The organism is Mesorhizobium sp. M1338 (assembly GCF_040318045.1).
Lineage (GTDB): Bacteria > Pseudomonadota > Alphaproteobacteria > Rhizobiales > Rhizobiaceae > Mesorhizobium.
On the sequence record NZ_JAMYLL010000033.1, the window covers coordinates 1 to 17,354 of the forward strand.

General features: G+C 62.9%; 20 protein-coding genes. 8 read left to right on the forward strand and 12 right to left on the reverse strand.

Translation table 11 applies throughout. The features are described 5' to 3' along the window. Nucleotides 1-228 precede the first annotated feature (228 nt). The 3 genes from NKH19_RS23515 to NKH19_RS23525 form a co-directional block, all read right to left on the reverse strand. Entirely contained in the window at nt 229-879 is a 651-nt protein-coding gene (locus NKH19_RS23515) for a dihydrofolate reductase family protein (RefSeq protein ID WP_352863730.1), read from the reverse strand. 110 nt (nt 880-989) lie between these two features. Beyond that, the gene (locus tag NKH19_RS23520; RefSeq protein WP_352863728.1) at nt 990-1,832 is read right to left on the reverse strand and encodes a protein-L-isoaspartate O-methyltransferase family protein; all 843 of its coding nucleotides are present in this window, start codon (nt 1,830-1,832) and stop codon (nt 990-992) included. Between the two features lie 90 nt (nt 1,833-1,922). After that, the gene (locus NKH19_RS23525) at nt 1,923-3,287 is read right to left on the reverse strand and encodes an Nramp family divalent metal transporter (RefSeq protein WP_352863726.1); all 1,365 of its coding nucleotides are present in this window, start codon (nt 3,285-3,287) and stop codon (nt 1,923-1,925) included. Nucleotides 3,288-3,520: 233 nt separating this feature from the next. On the opposite strand from NKH19_RS23525, the gene mntR reads away from it, so the two are divergent. Further along, a complete protein-coding gene (gene mntR, locus NKH19_RS23530; RefSeq protein ID WP_352863724.1) occupies nt 3,521-3,973 on the forward strand; it encodes a manganese-binding transcriptional regulator MntR in 453 nt (150 codons plus the stop codon). 99 nt (nt 3,974-4,072) lie between these two features. Further along, nucleotides 4,073-4,261 carry a hypothetical protein gene (locus NKH19_RS23535; RefSeq protein WP_109659990.1) on the forward strand — a complete coding sequence of 63 codons (189 nt, stop codon included), beginning with the start codon at nt 4,073-4,075 and terminating at the stop codon, nt 4,259-4,261. A gap of 105 nt (nt 4,262-4,366) precedes the next feature. Here the strand turns inward: NKH19_RS23535 and NKH19_RS23540 are convergent, their stop codons facing one another. Then, nucleotides 4,367-6,445 (reverse strand): hypothetical protein, encoded by a 2,079-nt coding sequence (locus NKH19_RS23540; protein ID WP_352863722.1) that lies wholly within the window; start codon nt 6,443-6,445, stop codon nt 4,367-4,369. A 177-nt stretch (nt 6,446-6,622) separates the two neighbouring features. Here NKH19_RS23540 and ypfJ point away from each other — a divergent pair, with 177 nt between their 5' ends. Together ypfJ and NKH19_RS23550 are read left to right on the forward strand one after the other, a co-directional pair. Beyond that, entirely contained in the window at nt 6,623-7,537 is a 915-nt protein-coding gene (ypfJ, locus tag NKH19_RS23545; RefSeq protein WP_352863720.1) for a KPN_02809 family neutral zinc metallopeptidase, read from the forward strand. Between the two features lie 156 nt (nt 7,538-7,693). Beyond that, nucleotides 7,694-8,959 carry a TCR/Tet family MFS transporter gene (locus NKH19_RS23550; RefSeq protein ID WP_352863718.1) on the forward strand — a complete coding sequence of 422 codons (1,266 nt, stop codon included), beginning with the start codon at nt 7,694-7,696 and terminating at the stop codon, nt 8,957-8,959. A 59-nt stretch (nt 8,960-9,018) separates the two neighbouring features. On the opposite strand, the gene carA is transcribed toward NKH19_RS23550, so the two are convergent. After that, nucleotides 9,019-10,224, reverse strand: coding sequence for a glutamine-hydrolyzing carbamoyl-phosphate synthase small subunit (carA, locus tag NKH19_RS23555; RefSeq protein ID WP_352863716.1), 1,206 nt, complete (start codon nt 10,222-10,224; stop codon nt 9,019-9,021). Between the two features lie 276 nt (nt 10,225-10,500). Between carA and NKH19_RS23560 the strand changes: the two genes are divergently transcribed. The 3 genes from NKH19_RS23560 to NKH19_RS23570 all read left to right on the forward strand — a co-directional run bounded on the left by NKH19_RS23560 (nt 10,501) and on the right by NKH19_RS23570 (nt 12,002). Next, the gene (locus NKH19_RS23560; RefSeq protein ID WP_352863714.1) at nt 10,501-10,950 is read left to right on the forward strand and encodes a GatB/YqeY domain-containing protein; all 450 of its coding nucleotides are present in this window, start codon (nt 10,501-10,503) and stop codon (nt 10,948-10,950) included. 323 nt (nt 10,951-11,273) lie between these two features. Continuing rightward, a complete protein-coding gene (locus NKH19_RS23565) occupies nt 11,274-11,573 on the forward strand; it encodes a hypothetical protein (RefSeq protein ID WP_352863712.1) in 300 nt (99 codons plus the stop codon). Between the two features lie 213 nt (nt 11,574-11,786). Next, complete coding sequence (locus tag NKH19_RS23570) at nt 11,787-12,002, forward strand: hypothetical protein (RefSeq protein ID WP_352863710.1); 216 nt, start codon at nt 11,787-11,789, stop codon at nt 12,000-12,002. A gap of 56 nt (nt 12,003-12,058) precedes the next feature. On the opposite strand, the gene NKH19_RS23575 is transcribed toward NKH19_RS23570, so the two are convergent. From NKH19_RS23575 to NKH19_RS23600, 6 genes are all read right to left on the reverse strand, one after another. Continuing rightward, a complete protein-coding gene (locus NKH19_RS23575) occupies nt 12,059-12,499 on the reverse strand; it encodes a DUF2267 domain-containing protein (protein ID WP_352863708.1) in 441 nt (146 codons plus the stop codon). A gap of 60 nt (nt 12,500-12,559) precedes the next feature. Then, on the reverse strand, nt 12,560-12,829 hold the full coding sequence (locus tag NKH19_RS23580; RefSeq protein WP_352880198.1) for a hypothetical protein: 270 nt from the start codon (nt 12,827-12,829) through the stop codon (nt 12,560-12,562). Between the two features lie 7 nt (nt 12,830-12,836). Then, complete coding sequence (locus NKH19_RS23585) at nt 12,837-13,754, reverse strand: NADP-dependent oxidoreductase (protein WP_352982885.1); 918 nt, start codon at nt 13,752-13,754, stop codon at nt 12,837-12,839. 154 nt (nt 13,755-13,908) lie between these two features. After that, complete coding sequence (locus tag NKH19_RS23590; RefSeq protein ID WP_352863701.1) at nt 13,909-14,265, reverse strand: SPW repeat protein; 357 nt, start codon at nt 14,263-14,265, stop codon at nt 13,909-13,911. A 200-nt stretch (nt 14,266-14,465) separates the two neighbouring features. Then, nucleotides 14,466-15,335 carry a hypothetical protein gene (locus NKH19_RS23595; protein ID WP_352880200.1) on the reverse strand — a complete coding sequence of 290 codons (870 nt, stop codon included), beginning with the start codon at nt 15,333-15,335 and terminating at the stop codon, nt 14,466-14,468. Between the two features lie 169 nt (nt 15,336-15,504). Beyond that, nucleotides 15,505-15,939 carry a CBS domain-containing protein gene (locus NKH19_RS23600; protein ID WP_352863697.1) on the reverse strand — a complete coding sequence of 145 codons (435 nt, stop codon included), beginning with the start codon at nt 15,937-15,939 and terminating at the stop codon, nt 15,505-15,507. Nucleotides 15,940-16,139: 200 nt separating this feature from the next. On the opposite strand from NKH19_RS23600, the gene NKH19_RS23605 reads away from it, so the two are divergent. Continuing rightward, entirely contained in the window at nt 16,140-16,292 is a 153-nt protein-coding gene (locus NKH19_RS23605; RefSeq protein WP_352863695.1) for a hypothetical protein, read from the forward strand. A gap of 39 nt (nt 16,293-16,331) precedes the next feature. On the opposite strand, the gene NKH19_RS23610 is transcribed toward NKH19_RS23605, so the two are convergent. Then, the gene (locus NKH19_RS23610; protein ID WP_352863693.1) at nt 16,332-17,309 is read right to left on the reverse strand and encodes a hypothetical protein; all 978 of its coding nucleotides are present in this window, start codon (nt 17,307-17,309) and stop codon (nt 16,332-16,334) included. Nucleotides 17,310-17,354: the final 45 nt, after the last annotated feature.

Below are 17,354 nucleotides of genomic sequence, written 5' to 3' on the forward strand. Positions count from 1 at the left end.
GCAACCATCCGGGCCACGATGAAGAGCCGATCGCGATCTTGCTTCTCCTTAACCCCACGGGTTCGGGTGGCCCGCGATCCGACGAGGGGCGCAACCGGCCGGGGGGCCACCGGGCCTTTGGCGTCCCTTACGAGACGACCACTTCATACAACGTCGCTTATGCAAGGTGGCCGAGCGAAGCTCGGTCGGATGAGGGGTGGTCCAGCTTGGCGCCATGTTCCGGCTCTGCTACTTCCAGTTCTTGCGCCGCTCGATCTCGGCCTCGGACGGCTTCTCCGTCGCAAACGACCCGACCTTGATTTCGCCCGCGCGCTCGTAGGTCGCCATGATGACGCCGGTGCTGGAGACCTGCGACTTGGCAAGCCTGAAGGCGGCCGGCATCGCGTCATCGCCGAACAGCCGCTTGCCCTTGCCCAGCAATAGCGGGAAGATCATCAGCCTGATCTCGTCGATCAGCCCGTTGGCGAGCAAGGTCTGGATCAGATTGGCCGATCCCTGGATGAGCAGGTCGGGTCCATCCTCCTGCTTGAGGCGGCGCAACGTCGCGACGATATCCGGCCCAAGCGATTGCGTGTTCCGCCAGGTGAGCGAATCCGGCCGATGCGTCGCCACATATTTGGTCGCGGGGTTGAAGGCATCCGCGATCGAATCTTTCTGATACGGCCAGTACGCGGCGAAGATGTCGTAGGTTCTGCGGCCGAGCAGCAGGGCGAAGGGTTTGGAGAATAATTCATCTATTGCCGCGCCCGCCACGTCGTCGAAGTAATGGAACGTCCAGCCGCCGAACTTGAAGCCGCCGACAGGATCCTCTTCCGGACCGCCCGGTGCCTGCATGACGCCGTCGAGGCTGACGAATGTCGCGGCGATGATCTTTCTCATTCCAATGCTCCCTTTAACTCAATCCACGCCGTCGCGGCGGGACTTCAGCCCAAGGACGGGCGAGCGCTAATCGGTCCGACAGGACATGTGAAAATTTTGGCAGACCACCGTCATTTGCGCGGTCCGGCGTCGAGATTTTTCGATGAGAACCAGACATCGCCGAAGATCGCGGTGGCAGTGCGGTCCGGCGTTTTGTCCCGCACCAGCCAGATCGAGCGGCTGCGCGCGGCCTGCTCGCGCGTCGGGATCGTCGCCGCGGGGCCCGCAACCGAGGCGCCGACACAGGGAATGAACCACGATCGCATAAACGGATCGCAAGCGAAGCCCTTTTCGGTGCGGGTCACCATCACCGCCAGAGGGACACGCTCGGCCGGGCGCCAGGGAAAGATCATGCGGCCGCCTGGGCGCAGCGCCTTCAGCCATCCGGCTGGCGGGGCGACGACGCCGGCATTGACATAGATGATGTCGGACGACGGCAAGGGCATCGTCACCGCATTGCCATGGACGACGGTTACATTGCCATAGGCTTCGAGATTTCGTTGCGCGAGGTTGGCTAGATTTTCATCGAGTTCGAAAGCGGTGGCGGTGCCGCCTGGTGAAACCAGCCTGGCCAGCACAGCGGTGTAGTAGCCGGTGCCGGCGCCGATATGGCAAACGGCTTCGCCGGGTCTCGGTGCAAGCTTTCCGATCCACATGGCGTGCAGGAACGGCTCGCCATTGTTGATGCCCTTGTCGTCGTCGAGCGCCACCAGCACGTTTTGGTAGATGTGGGCCGGATCGGCGCTCGGCGTCGTGATCTTGCCGTTACCGGCGATGATCGTCCACGGCCCGGGACCGAGAAACGTTTCGCGCGGCACCTCGGTGAAAACCGCCTCCAGGCGCGGGTCGGGCGAGCCGGCATTGGCGGCCATCAGCCGCGCGTAGAACTTCCTGATGTCTTCGATCCGCGTCATGATGCCGGAGAAGATAGCGCGGATCGCCGATTTGTCGCTGGACTACCCTTTGCGCGGAGCTGGTATTCGATGTCCCGGCGAGGCGGAAGCTCAGCCGATCCCGAACATGGTATCGTAGAGCAGCTTGAAGTTGAGCGACAGGATGACCGCCGCGACCACCCAGGCAAGGGCCGCGACGCCGCGCGGAATGGCGAGATTGCCCATCTTCTTCTTGTCGGACACGAACTGCACCAGCGGAATGACCGCGAAGGGCAGCTGCATCGACAGGATCACCTGGCTGAACACCAGCAGCTGGCCGGTGCCCTTTTCGCCATAGAGCGCGGTGACGATCACCACCGGGACGATGGCGAGGCCGCGCGTCAGAAGCCGGCGCGCCCAGTTGGGGATGCGCAGGCGCAGAAAGCCTTCCATGACGATCTGGCCGGCCAGCGTCGCCGTCACCGTCGAGTTCAGGCCGGAAGCCAACAGCGCCACCGCGAACAGGATCGAGGCTATGCCGAGGCCGAGCAGCGGCGACAACAGCTCGAAGGCCTGGCTGATCTCGGCGACGTCATGGTGACCGGTGTTATGGAAAGCGACCGCGGATACGATCAAGATCGAGGCGTTGACGAACAGGGCCAGCATCAGGGCGATGGTCGAGTCGGTCGTTGCCCATTTGATGGCGTCGCGCTTGCCCTTGTCGGTGCGTTCATAGGCGCGGGTCTGCACGATCGAGGAGTGCAGGTAGAGATTGTGCGGCATGACGGTGGCGCCGATGATGCCGATGGCGATGTAAAGCATCGCCGGATTGGTGACGATTTCCGACGACGGCACGAACATCGCATGCAGGATTGAGCCGGCCGGCGGGGCGGCAACGAAGATCTGGATGGCAAAGCAGCTGAAGATGATGATCAGAAGCGCGATGACGAAGGCTTCGAGATAGCGGAAGCCCTTGTTCATCAAGAGAAGCACGAGGAAGGCGTCGAGCGCCGTCAGTATCGCGCCGCCGATCAGCGGAATGCCGAACAGAAGCTGCAGCGCGATCGCGGTGCCGATGACCTCGGCCAGGTCGCAAGCGATGATGGCCAGTTCACAGGCGATCCACAGCACGAAGTTGACCGGACGGGGATAGTAGGCGCGGCAGGCCTGGGCAAGGTCGCGGCCGGTGGCGATGCCGAGCCGTGCCGCCAGCGCCTGCAGCAGGATTGCCATCAGGTTGGACAGCATGATGATGAACAGCAGCGTGTAGCCGAACTGCGCGCCGCCGGCGAGGTCGGTCGCCCAGTTGCCGGGATCCATGTAGCCGACCGAGACCATGTAGCCGGGGCCCATGAAGGCGAACAGGCGACGGAACCAGATACCCGAATTCGGCACGGCGATCGAGGAATTGACTTCGCGCAGGCTGGGCTGTTCGTCTTCCTCGGGCCTGGCGAAGCGCCATGAGGAGCGGGGAACTGTGGCTTCGACGTTGGACATGAGGGAGGGCTTTCCGCGAAACTGTACGATGTTGCCTTAAGCTATGCCATGGCTCAACATTATGCAATATGCTATATTTCATTGTTCGTGCTTTTTATATGACGGCCATCAGCGCGCGAAGGGGCAATCGCAAACGCCGGTTGCACCTGTGGCGGAATGCAAATAAACGGCCTGAAGAATCAGAGCCTGTGCTATAAATGCATGGACAGCAAAAGCCTCGGGAGGAGCGCGTATTGGCGCCGAAGAACAGATCAGTCCCGCGTGAGCCGCTGCTCGACGCCGACGTTCATTCGGAGGGCTTCCGGCAGACGCGCGAAGCGCGCCGCAGCGCGCTGGTCGAGGATTATGTCGAGTTGATCGCAGACCTGATCGAGGACGGCAACGAGGCGCGCCAGGTCGATATCGCCGCACGGCTTGGCGTCGCCCAGCCGACAGTGGCCAAGATGCTGACCAGGCTGTGCGCCGACGGGCTGGTGTCGAGAAAGCCCTATCGCGGTGTGTTCCTGACCGATGCCGGCCGCAAGGTCGCGGAGCAAAGCCGCATCCGCCACCAGACGGTGGAAGCCTTCCTGCGCTCGCTCGGCGTCAGCGCCGAGACCGCGCGCATCGATGCCGAGGGCATCGAGCACCATGTCAGCGCAGAGACGCTGGAAGCGTTTCGCAAAGCAATGACGGCGGCGCGCTGAACCGCGTTCGCCGCCGGATTTCCCGAGCCGCGGGAACCGCCGCGCGCTACGCACGTTGCTCCTGAAACCCGCGCAAGTCGCGCGGCAAGGGAGGAAGCGATGGGCGTTGAACAGGCACCGACCGCAAAGGGCAAGCAGGCAGCCAAGGGACTGAAACAGGCGGCGGCGAAGGACGAGCGCAAGACCGAGGCCGAGACCGGCCATCCCCTGAAAAAGGGCGCGGCGCGTTTCGAGGAACGTTCTAAGAGTTCCGACGGCAAGAGCGCCGGCGCCAAGCAGAAAGATTAGACTCGCTGAGGGCAGCACCGCTTGGCCCTCCGCTATGGCTCCGGGCGTTCGGGTCCTTTGAAAGGTCCACTGGACCTTTCAATTTGCCTGCGGCAAACCGGTCCCTCACTCCCTGACATCCTGCACCCAGCTGCGCGGGTGGCCGTCGACGCGGAACTGGAAGATGAAATAGGGCGGAATGCAGGTGCCCTTGCCGGCTTTCGCTTCCGCCAGATCGTCATAGCCGGCGGTGCAGATATAGTCCTCGCGGCAGGGATGGGCCTTGTCGCAAGCACGCAGGCCGGCGGTCTTGGTGAACTCCCTGGTGCAGAATTTGTGGTCCTTGCCCGAGGCGACGCAGTCGTTGAAGCCGGTCTTGGCGAGACGACCGCACGTCGCCTCGTCGGGAAGCTTGTCGCAGCCCGCCTTGCGAAGCATGCCGCCGGGAAAGCCGCCGGTCTTCTGTTCGGGATTGTCGTAGCGCTGGCGCGCCGCGCCATAGCCGGCGAGCTTGACCACCGGCTTCTTGTCCCGCGCCGGGTCGATGGCGCAGGCCTTGGCGGTGGCCGGCGACAGGCGGCAATACTGGTCGTTGCCCCAGGTCGACATCTTGATCTCGCCGAATTCGACGGGATCGCCGACCGCCGTGCCGGCCTCGCTGACGCAGGTGCCGAAGCCCGGATGGATGGCGCTTTCATGGACGCCGGCGCAGCGCAGGCCCGCGCCGCAGGTCCAGTCCTTGAAGCTCAGGTCCTCGCCGCGATAGCAGATCGAGCCCCAGCCATTGTAGAGGTCGGTGTCCTTCAGTGCCTCGGCATATTTCGCGTCCGGACGGGCGGCGAAGCCGCGCGTAAAGTCCGGGTGGCCGCCGGCGGCGAACTGCTCGACGATGGCGCGGCGGCGCGGCAGGTCGCCGAAGAAGACGGCCGAGCCCGGCACGAAGACGGCGTTGCGGCGCGGCTCGCTGGCCGGATCGGCGCCGGTGTAGTGGAAGCCGGCAATGCCATGCGTCTGGTGGCAGCCGGTGCAGCTCATCTCGTTGAGCCGCAAGTCGAAGCCGGCCACCGACTTGATGGTGGCGAGCGTGTTGCCCCTGGCGACATAGTCCTTCAGCGCCTTGTCGATATCGGCGTCGTCGACCAGCCCATGGGCGATGTTGTTCTGCGACCGGCTGAGGCCGCCGGGCGCGACGGAAACGGCGCTTTTGGCCAGGAATTTTTCGTCGATGACCAGCCGGCCATGATCGAGGTCGTAGATGTTTCGGTCGGTGAGCAGCCATTTGGCGAAGGACGGCCTGTCGGCCAGCACTGTGGTCCGATCGATCTGGTTTTCCATCTTCGCTTCATAGAAGCTGGACGTAGCCGGATCCCATTTGAAGATCTTCAGCAGGTACTCGGCGTGGCCGCCGAAATCGCGCCGTGTCGAGGCCGACAGCCGAAGCACCTGCATGTTGAGTTCCAGCCGCATGATCTGCGAGGAATTCAGCATGGCACCCGACAGCGGCCCCTCGTCGGAGCGCAGCCAGGCGGCAAGCTGATCGGGCGGCAGGTCCCGTTTCCCGGCAGCCAGCCAGCGCCGGGCGACATCGGCGCAGGACACATCGGTGGCGCTTGGCAAATCCTTCGAGGCGCGGGCTTGCGCCCGCCTGGGTTTGGCGTTGAACACCAGGCTCATGGTCAGCGGCAGGCGCGAGGAAATGCGCTGGCCAGCCTTTCCCTTGACCGGCTTTTCCGCGACCGAATAGTGGAAGCGGTAGATCAGCCGGATCTCGCCGCATTCGGTGCGCCCGAGATAGCCGCGATCCATGCGGTTGACGACGCCGGTCAGGTCGAGCGTCGAGCCGTCGTCGTCGATGTATTTTGGATTGAATTTCTGGCTGGTGTCCTTCGATTTCGCCATGGCCGCAACATAAGGGTCCGGGCTGGTCTTCGGCTCGTCGGTGATCTCAAGCTTGACGGTGTCGCGCACCGTGGCCAGCGCCGGCACCGAAAACAGGCCGCGATTGTCGACCTCGCGGGTGAGGCCGAGCGCGGGTCCGAGCAGGCGGCTGATCGACAGACCGCCGCGATCCAGCGCCTGCAAGGTGGCGGGATCGGTGACGGCGACACTGGAATCGAGCGTCACCGCGCCGGCGGCCGGCGTGCCGAGACAAAACAACGCCGCAATCAGCGACAGAAACGAACCGATCGTCCTCAAGCCCAACACATCCCCATTGCGGGCAATGCTACAGGCCTTGCGCACTCTCGGCCAGAGTGGTGAGGGCCGCCATGCCAGCACCGCCGCAGTCTGGAAAAATGCTGTGACTTGCCGCAACCATTGGGATAATTGTTTGTTGGGTTGAGCCCCGGAACAGCGGGGAAATTCGCAGCACGAGGAGTTGCCATGCTCTGGAAGGGCCGTCGTCAGAGTGACAATGTCGAGGACGACCGCAGCGACAGCGGCGGCGGGCTCGGCGGCGGCAGCCCCGGCCAGTTCCGCATTCCGATTGGCGGTCGCGCCGGCGGCGGCGGCAGCATCTTCCTCGTCATCCTGGTGGTGCTGGCCGGATGGTATTTCGGCTTCGATCCATCGACGATCCTGGGCGGTGGCGACGGCGGCGGTGGCCTGATCACCGACAACAGCGGCGGTGGCCAGGACAGCGGCGCGGGTACGCCCGCCAATGACGAGATGAAGCAGTTCGTGGCGACCGTGCTGGCCGAGACCGAGGACACCTGGACCGGCATCTTCAAATCGCAGGGCCTGACCTATGAGGATCCGAAGCTGGTGCTGTTCAGCGGCCAGGTCCGCTCGGCCTGCGGCTTTGCCTCCGCGGCGGCCGGACCGTTCTACTGCCCCGGCGACCACAAGGTCTATCTCGACATGACGTTCTTCCAGCAGCTCGATCAGCAATTCGGCGCCTCTGGCGAATTCGCCCGCGCCTATGTGATCGCGCATGAGATCGGCCACCACGTGCAGAACCTGACCGGCATCATGTCCAAGTTCAACCAGATGCGGCAAAGCATGGGCGAGGTCGAGGCCAACCAGATGTCGGTGCGCATCGAGCTTCAGGCAGACTGCTTCGCCGGCGTGTGGGCGCATTACACCGACCAGAAAGGCATATTGGAGCAGGGCGACATCGAAAGCGCGCTGAACGCCGCCAAGCAGATCGGCGACGACACGCTGCAGAAGAAGGCGCAAGGCTATGTCGTGCCGGAAAGCTTCAACCACGGCACCTCGCAGCAGCGGCAGACCTGGCTGGCGCGCGGCTACAAAAGCGGCAAGCTTTCGGATTGCAACACGCTGAGCGGGCCAATTTGAATAGCCGCTTCCGGGCGCTGACCTGACGGCCAAGGCGCCGTCAGGGGCTGTCAGGATGAAAGAATCCGATCTGTTCCCGCATTGTTCCTTACGGCGGACTCGCCTATAAGGTGCGTCCGCCTGCGCCCCAGGGCGACCACGGGAGCCTGAGCCGTCATGATCGACCCCAAAACCGCCAGACGGGGCCTTGCGCTCGTCTTCACCACGCTGCTGCTCGACATCATCGGCTTCGGCATGATCATGCCGGTGCTGCCGGCCTATCTCAGGGAATTGACCGGGGTCAGCATCAGCGAAGCGGCGATCGAAGGCGGCTGGCTGTTCTTCGTCTATGCGGCCATGCAGTTCTTCTTCGCGCCCATCATGGGCGGGTTGAGTGACCGGTTCGGGCGGCGGCCGATCCTGCTTGCCTCGGTGCTGACCTTTTCCATAGACAATTTGATCTGCGCCGTGGCTTGGTCCTACCCGATGCTGTTCATCGGCCGTGTGCTGGCCGGCATTTCGGGCGCCAGCTATTCGACGACATCCGCCTTCGTCGCCGACATTTCGAACGATGAGAACCGGGCGAAGAATTTCGGCCTGCTCGGCATCGCCTTCGGCGTCGGCTTCGTCATCGGGCCGGTCCTGGGCGGGTTGCTCGGCACGTTCGGGCCGCGCGTGCCGTTCTATTTCGCTGCCGGACTCGCCTTCGTGAATTTCCTGATCGCGCTGTTCCTGTTGCCGGAAACGCTCGACGACAAGCATCGCCGCCGCTTCGAGTGGAAGCGCGCCAATCCGGTCGGCACGCTCCTCCAGATGCGCCAATATCAGGGCATCGGCTGGATCGGGCTCGCCTTTTTTCTGATGACGCTCGGGCACATGATGTATCCGGCGGTCTGGTCGTTCGTTTCCAATTACCGTTATGGCTGGAGCGAGCAGCAGATCGGCTTCTCGCTCGGCGCCTTCGGCCTGTGCGGCGCGATCGTCATGGCGACGGTGCTGCCGCGCGTGATCCCCCGGCTTGGCGAGTGGAGGACGGCGGTCATCGGCCTTACCTTCACGGCACTCAGCGCGTTCGGCTACGCGTTCGCGTCGCAGGGCTGGATGATCTATGCGGTGATCGTCGTCGGCTGTCTGGAAGCGCTGGCCGACCCGCCGCTGAGGAGCCTCGCCGCAGCCAAGGTGCCGCCTTCGGCGCAGGGCGAATTGCAGGGCGCGATGACCTCGATCTTCTCGATCACCTCGATCATCACGCCACTGCTCTATACGGCGATCTTTTCCTGGTTCACCGGGCCGAACGCGCCCGTGACCTTCGGCGGCGCGCCCTATTTGCTCGGAGCGTGCTTCCTGACGCTGGCGCTCATCGTCTTCGTCACGAAAGTGGCCAGGCCGGCGGCGCGCACAAATGTCACTACCGGCGTCGCCGAAGATGGAGCACAGATATGAGGCCCCGTCTCAGAAGGAAGTGCCCGGCAGGGCGTTGGGGGCAGCGCTGACGGGTCAAGTCAGGCCCGCTCGGCCAGCAATTCCTCGCCTCGCTTTTCGCGGATCAGGTTGACGAAGCGGCGGAACAGATAGTGCGAATCCTGCGGGCCGGGCGATGCCTCGGGGTGATGCTGGACCGAGAACACCGGCCGGCCGGTGAGCGTGATGCCGCAGTTCGAACCGTCGAACAGCGAGACGTGGGTTTCCTCGACGCCTGACGGTAGCGAGTCGGCATCGACGGCAAAGCCGTGGTTCATCGAGACGATCTCGACCTTGCCGGTGGTGTGGTCCTTGACCGGATGGTTGGCGCCGTGATGGCCCTGATGCATCTTGGCGGTCTTGCCGCCCAGCGCCAGCGCCAGCATCTGGTGGCCGAGGCAAATGCCGAACACCGGAATGTCGGTCTTCAACAGGTCCTGGATAACCGGGACGGCATAGTCGCCTGTGGCCTCCGGGTCGCCGGGACCGTTGGAGAGAAAAATGCCGTCCGGTTGCATGGCGAGGATTTCTTCGGCGCCGGTCTTGGCTGGCACGACTGTGACCCTGGCGCCGAGGCCGGCGAGCAGGCGCAAGATGTTGCGCTTGACGCCGTAGTCGATGGCGACGACGTGCATCGAAGGCTCGGTCTGTTCGCCAAAGCCTTCGTTCCACACCCATGGCGTCTCGCGCCAGACCGAGGACTGGCCCGACGTGACCTCCTTGGCGAGATCGAGCCCGATCAGGCCGGACCACGCGGCGGCGCGACGCTTCAGATCGTCGAGGTCGAACACGCCATCGGGCGCATGGGCGATGACGGCGTTGGGCATGCCCTTTTCGCGGATCAGCGCGGTCAGCGCGCGGGTGTCGATGCCCGACAGGGCGACGATGCCGCGCTTCTTCAGCCACTGGTCGAGTCCGGTACCGGCGCGATAGTTGGACGGGTTGGTGACATCGGCCTTGAACACGGCGCCGACGGCGCCGGCGCGGGCGACCGGATTGAGGTCCTCGATGTCCTCGTCATTGGTGCCGATGTTGCCGATATGCGGGAAGGTGAAGGTGACGATCTGGCCGGCATAGGACGGGTCGGTGAGGATTTCCTGGTAGCCGGTAAGCGCTGTGTTGAAGCAGACTTCGGCGACGGCGGAGCCGGTGGCGCCGAGGCCGCGACCCTCGATGACGGTGCCGTCGGCCAGCACCAGCAGGGCGGTCGGCTTTTCGATTGCCCAGGCGGGCGTCATCTCGGCCATGGCGGCACTCCTATCAAGCTGCGTGGCTCAACGGCCCGGCGGGCCGTCCGCGCAGCAAACGGCGCCAAGCAGCGATTTCGCGGCTTCCACGCAGTCAAGCTTCAGTTCATGCAAGGCCCAGTACATAGGGGAAGGGGGCAGGGCGGTCAATGATCATGCGAAATGCGGCTTCGATTTATTTCATCTAGCAATATCAGAGGCTTGCCCTGGCATTTCTGGGTTTGCGTTGGCTCGCCCCCGACGCTATTGTCCGCGCCGATCGAAGGAGAATGCACCATGCGCGGCAAAATCGCCGAATCCCTGAAGAGCGCGATGAAGGCGCAGGACAAGCACCGGCTGCCGACTTTGCGGCTGATCCAGGCCGCCATTCATGACCGCGACATTGCCAATCGCGGTTCGGGCAAGGAGCCGGCCAGCGACGAGGAAATCCTGCAGATCCTGGCCAAGATGGTGAAGCAGCGCGAGGAATCGGCAAAGGCATTCGACGACGGCAAACGGCCCGAACTGGCCGCGCAGGAGCGCGGCGAGATTGAGATCATCCGCACCTTCCTGCCGGCGCAGCTTGACGATGCCGCCATCCAGGCAGCGGCGCGCGAGGCGATCGCGGCGACAGGCGCGGCCAGCCAGAAGGACATGGGCAAGGTGATCGCCGCGCTGAAGCAGAAATATTCCGGCCAGATGGATTTCGGCAAGGCGAGCGGCATCGTCAAGGGGTTGCTGCAGTAAGGGTTGCTGCCCATCTCGTCGCTGGGGCGGGAAAAATCGGCTGCCCTGCGCCTGTCCGGCTGGCGGTGCGAGGGCAACGGGAATCGCAGATCGGTCTGCTTGTCCTTGGACGGGCGGCGTTTCAGTGGTGAGTTCCGATCCCCTCTGGACGGCAACGCCCTTTGCCGGGTTGGAATTGCCACAAGGCACAAGGTCCGTGGTTCTGTTCCGTTATGCCGAAGGTGAAGAGCCTCATTCGACTGGGCGCTTCCCGAATCCAAGGCCAGGAGCTGGAACTCGGATACCGCCGGGATGTTTATCCGCCATGCAACCGGAGAGATGTCATGGCTGAGAACAAAACCCACTACGAAACCGGTGCGACGAAGTATCCGGCAAAGACCGATGCCGACGCATCCGATGAATTCTCCCAGGATGCGGCCGGCAACAAGAAGCCTGCCGGCGGAGTGGGGCTCACCCGTCGGATGGGCGAAGTGGAAGACCGAACCCACCAGTCGGACGGACAGAACCCGCCGAGGCAAGCCACGCCGGGTACCGCGACGGAAAAAGCATCCGGCGCCAGTCCGGCGGTCGCCGGGCGTTCGAAGGGCACCAAGGCTCCGAAGATCAGGCGGCAGCAGCGCTAAGCCGAACCGAGCCACTTGGCGAGAAGACTATTCGACGCCTTTCGGAACGATCCCGTCGCTTTGCCATTATCAGCACGAGGGCAGGCCCGGACAGGCAAACGCCGTGACACGGCGGCGACGCACCACTTCCTCATCCGGGCGACAACACGAACAAGACCGTGCTGACGACTAGGCACCATCGTGAGACGTTTTGGCATAGATTGGAGGCAGCCCATGGCACGCGGCAGCAAGAAACACATCGGAGCAGGTTCGCAGGGAAAGGGCTCTGGCGCAGGCGCCATGACCGTGACGCCAAAGGATAAGCTCGAAGAAAACAAGGTTCTATCCAATCGCGACAAGGCACAGCATTCCCGAGAACGCGGCTTGGATTCTAGAGAGGTCGCGACCGAGCAGCGCCAGGATCACGTCGCCAACCGGTTGCGGGATTGACGCCCGACAGGGCACCACCTTGGCACGGCTGGGAATCGCCAGAATCGTTGCCGTCGCTACTTGACGCCGACGCTTTCGGGCCAGAGCGCCTGGATTTCCCTCGGCAGCGCATCGCGAACCTTGGCCGATTGGCCAAGATCAATATGCCGTGTAAGAACGCGGAAGACCGTGCGGGCTGCATCCTCGGGATCGACGGGGCGGATTGATTTTAATTCCTCGTCGATGTGCTGCGAGAAGTCTTCCAGCGAGCGCGTTTTGTCTGGCTCAGCTGCGGGCCGGTAGTGATCGTAGTAAGCGCCGCGCACCAGCAGCGGCAATTCCGCCCCAAGCTTCGCCGCAAGTCCGATCTGCAGCCTGTCCCTTACGGCCCGCAAGACCGCGCCCAATATGTGCCATGCAATCCGCCGATCCGGGCCATGATCGGCCATGATCTCATCGAGCCAGATGTTCGTTGTCTGCAGCGTCCTGTCGAAAACGTCCAAACCGGTAGCGCTCATTATCGCCTCCTCATTTATTCGTGCCTGGTTTCGAAACGATGCTCGGGGGCAATCGTTTCGCTATCCGTCGAGAAAATCTCTCCGGCGGCTCGAGATCTGCTTGTCGGCGGAATCCGGGAACGCTCTCGATTGCGCCGGAACCCGCCCGACGTTCCTCAACTGGCGCCCAATGGTCGAGCGGCTGGGCAAAGCGCGGAACACAAACTGAGGCTGCTGTTTCCAAATGCGCGGAATGGCGGCGACCGCGCAGGCGAGGCGCGCATCAGATAAACCGATCGAGAGCGATGGCAGGACCACTGTCCCGTCGGAGAGATCCGCGATCGCTGCCACCAGGTCGCTAGGCCGAGACCTCAAGCACGATCTTGCCGCGCACATGCTCGTTTTCCAGCCGTTCCTCCGCCCTGGCGACCTCTCCAAGAGGATAGGTAGCTTGCACGAAGGGGATGACCTTGCCGGCGTCGATGAGATGGCCGATCTTCGCGAGATGTGCCGCATTCGGCTCGGCCAGATAGGAGACGCCACGCGCCCGACGCACGTTTGCCTTTTCCTGCGAAGGTTGGGAAAGCGTGGAAACGAGCGTCCCGCCTGGCTTGAGCACATCCCAGGAGCGGTCCTGCGTGTCGCCCGCGACAAGGTCGAACACCAGATCGACCTTGTCGACGACCTCTTCGAAACGCTGGTCCTTGTAGTCGATCGTCTGATCCGCGCCGAGCTCGCGGACAAAAACGATGTCCTCGGCGGAAACGGTTGTCGCGACGAACGCGCCCGCGGCCTTGGCCAACTGGATCGCCAGATGACCGACGCCGCCGGCGCCGCCATGGATGAGAACCCTTTGCCCGGATTTGAGGCCGCCATGCTCAAACAGGCCCTGCCACGCAGGAATGCCTGCGAGTGGAACGGCAGCGGCTTCCACATGGCTTAGACGGTCCGGCTTCGCAGCCGCCTCCGTCGCCTTGACCACGACATATTCGGCATTGCCGCCGCGGTCATGCCCAAGCATGGCAAATAGCGGGTCGCCCTTCTTCAACGTATGCGCTCGCGTGCCGCATGTTTCCACCGTGCCGGACACGTCACGACCGAGCGTGACCGGCAGGGGCTGGCTCGTCGAACCTTCGCGGGTCTTGTAGTCGATCGGATTGACGCTCGCCGCGCGAACCCTGAGCAGAACCTCGTCGTCAAGTGGCTGAGGCAAGGGGACTTGATCGATCGAAAGAACCTCGGGTCCGCCAAACGCATGGATGCGGACTGCTTTCATGTCGATACCTCCTCTTGGTTCGGCTGTCGGCGACGCTGTCTGCGGGTCGACGTTAGCGGCTGTGCGGCCCCGATTGCTGTGGCGCCCGCATGTTCATTTGCTCGCGCGGGCCACCCGCCAGATCACAATCGGCGCCGCAAGGACGCCAGTCCTGCTAGGCTGCGGATTGCGTTGGAGGGTTCTGATACATCATCCACAGCTCGATCGCAGCAAGGACCGCGACCAGAACGCCGATTACAACATGCACGCCCATTGCCGTGGTTGCCTGGAATCCAAGCACCCAGGGAGACACGAGTACCCAAAGACCCACAACGAGGTTCAACCACTCCTCCCAAACAGCAAAGGCGGAGAGGGCGGCAACCGAAAGCAAGAAAATCACGATGCCGCTGCCCATGGCGTTCTGGGACTGTGTCCCCGCCGCGAAGGCGAAGATCCACGGAGAGAAGAAGAGAACTGCTCCAAGGATCAGATTTGCCACGTCACAAAGCTTGGCGTTTGACCACTGGTTCATGATTTTTCTCCATCAAGCGTGCTTTCCACGCTTCCGAAGCTCAGTCGGCTGGCCTTGAAACCGCCGATCCACATGGCGGCAGGGCTACAACCGGACTTGCTGGCTCTCTAACTGCGTTGCAGGCCATTGGTTCCAATCAACAAATCTGGAGCACCATCGGCTGTGCGTGGCGCCGAGCCATTTTCCCCGGCTGGAAGCATTCAGCCACTCTTGATCCGTCCGCGGGTTATAAACGCAGCGGGAAGGTGCGAGGCGCAGGCCATCACCCATGTGATCGCCTCTCGATCATATTGGTCACCGGAGCGCCAGTCCTCGAAGTAGGCGTTCAACGTGTCGACACGCTCGGGCCAGACGTCGCTGGCCTGCAGCCCCAGTGACACGCCGAAATTGGTGAAAGCGAACTTCGTGTCGCGCAGCCACGGCGCGCGGCTGAAATAACCCGGCGGGTCGACCCACATTGTTTCCAGGGTTCCAAGCGATCGCCTCGTCTGGGTCTCGGCCCATGGCTCCGCGGGGAAGAAGTGGGCGAGCCACAGCATCATGCCGAGACCGAGATCCTGTTCGATATCGAGCGCTTGCCAATCGCGCTCGATCAGGTCACGCATCTGCGCGATTTCGGGCGCCAGCCCGTCTTCATCGAGCATCCGGTAGGAGACATAGCCATCATAGGCGTCCATGCTGCCGAGGCCATAGCCGGGATAAGGATTGCTCAAGTCCTCCTGCATCTTCCAGATCACACCGCGGCCCGGGATCACAAAAGCCGGGTGAATGTCACGCGCCAGCACGATACCGCGCGCGCGGTATCGCGGCTTCAGATCGCCGAGACGCGCCAAGGCAAACAGCCACATCGCCAGGTAGTGGAAATACTGACCGTCACGATCAGCTGCTTCCCCGATTCTCAGTCCGCGCCGACGGCCGAGCACACGCTCAACATCGGCCACAAGCCGCTCAGCCTCGTCCAGCCAGCGCGCCTCGCCAGTTTCCGTATAGAGTGAGACGTAGAGCACGACCCCGAACGCATCGGTCCAGAGGTAACGCAAGCCGTTAGGCCAGATGCGTTCGGCGCGCATCCAATCGAGTTTTCGCAGCACATAGTCGACGTCACGCAACATTGGCACCAAACCCGAACGGATAGACCATGCGGTTGCGGCATACCAAGCAACATCCGCCTCTGTCTGGGTCGATTATCGCAATCTGGTCGGCAGCGCGCAGCCCGACGCCGGCCTTGTTAAGCCGACCTCAATGCATCTGCGAATGCTGTCCGCCTTGCTGCGAGATGCCGCTCAATGCCTCACCCGCCCTTGCCGATTCGCCATTCATGGCGAGGTCGCCAAGCGAAACAATGCCGATCAGTCGCTTGTCGCGGTTCAACACCGGCAGGCGCCTCACTTGAAGCTCACCCATTTTGTGAAGGACGTCGTCTGCGTCTTCGTCGTCGAAACAATATTCGACGTCAGGGCTCATTACCTCGCGAATTTTGGCGTCGGGTCCTTTGCCCTGGGCGATGCCCCGGATCGCGATATCCCGGTCCGTTATCATGCCGACAAGCCGGTCGTTCTCACCCACCGGCATGACGCCGGCGTCGAGACGGCCCATGGTTCGGGCGGCTTCGCGTATGGTTTGCTCCGGATTGGCGATCTGGACGTCTTTCGTCATACAATCGGCAATTCTCATCGTAACCTCCTCTCGTTCCGCGGCCCCGCGCCACCAGATGCTTGAATGAGCGCCCTTGGAAAACGTTCCATGGTTTCGGTCTTCGCGAGCAAATAGCCTGCCGGCATCTTTGGTACTCTTTTCATGGGCGAACCGCCGTCGGCGGCCGTCGAAGGAGAATGCGCCATGCGCGGCGAAATCGCCGAATCCTGAAGAGCATTATGAAGGCGCAGCACAAGCACCGGCTGCCGACATCGCGGCTGATCCATTCCCGACCGAGGCAGCCGCAGCATCAGGCAAGCGCCGTGGAGGTCGCTTGCTGGCTGGAGTATCCAGCCGAGTTCATGCAGGCCGTGCTCGGTTTTCTACGCTGAGCCTCGGCGTGGTTGAGTGAAGTCCGCAGAGAGCGAACTTCATGGCCCTTTGCAAATCGGCACCGGCTGCGGCGCCGGTGCCGGGTGATCCTTGCTGTACTGAGCGATGATCGGCTCGAGGGTCTTTCTCGGCCAGAATTTCGGAGTGCCGATTTCTTTCAGGCAGGATGCGTTCCAGTAAGCGCCCGACTGCGAACGGCTGGACGCTACAGCGGCGATGTCGCGTGATTCAGGGTAGATGTAGAGCGTCGTCGGGTTGTCCTTGACCATTGGGATGATCTGCTTGGCATCCGCCGGCGACCAGCTGGTGCACCCATTGCTGCGGCCGCTTGCGTAGTCCACCAGCTTGCCGAACGGCACGTAGCCATCATGGTCGGCGTGCGAGCTGTTGGGATTTTTGCGCAGGCACATGCCGTGCAGCACCTGGGCAGCGTGGCCGCCGATCACCCGTTGCCTGGCGTTCGCGGCTTCGCCTTCACCGTCGAACTGTATGAAGGTGCGCTGGAAAACCGCATCCTGTTTCGCGCCGGTACGGTAGTAGCCCTTGAACGAGGTTTTCGCCTCGCTGGTCATATAGGCGCCGCCGGCGGTCAACGATGAATCCATCGCATTGCCGAAGTTCTTCGCGCAGCGTCTGCCGTTGGCGAAATCGACGACGCCTTTCAAATTCCGGCCGCTGCCGTGGCCCGACGAAATCGCGCGAAACGACTGGCTGGCTTCGCAAACGACATAATAGCGGTGTCCGGGCTTGCCATTGCCCAGATCGCTGGGGCGCGTCGCGTCCATGGCGAAGTAGCAGGGGTTTTTGACCGCACCTTGCGCCACCTTCTTGAGGTAGAGCGCGCGCGCCCGTTCCAGCACCACCTGTGATATCTGCCCGTCGCTGTCGCCGACATGGGGCTGTAGCCAGGCCGGAACGTCAGATGGTGCGGCAAAGGATCGGGCCGACACCGCCACGGCGATGACCATGACAAGAAGGCAGGCGACGACACCCAGAGAGACAGATCTCAACCGCACCGGATCAATTCTCCTGTCGAAGCGCTTTGCAATTCCTTGCGGTGT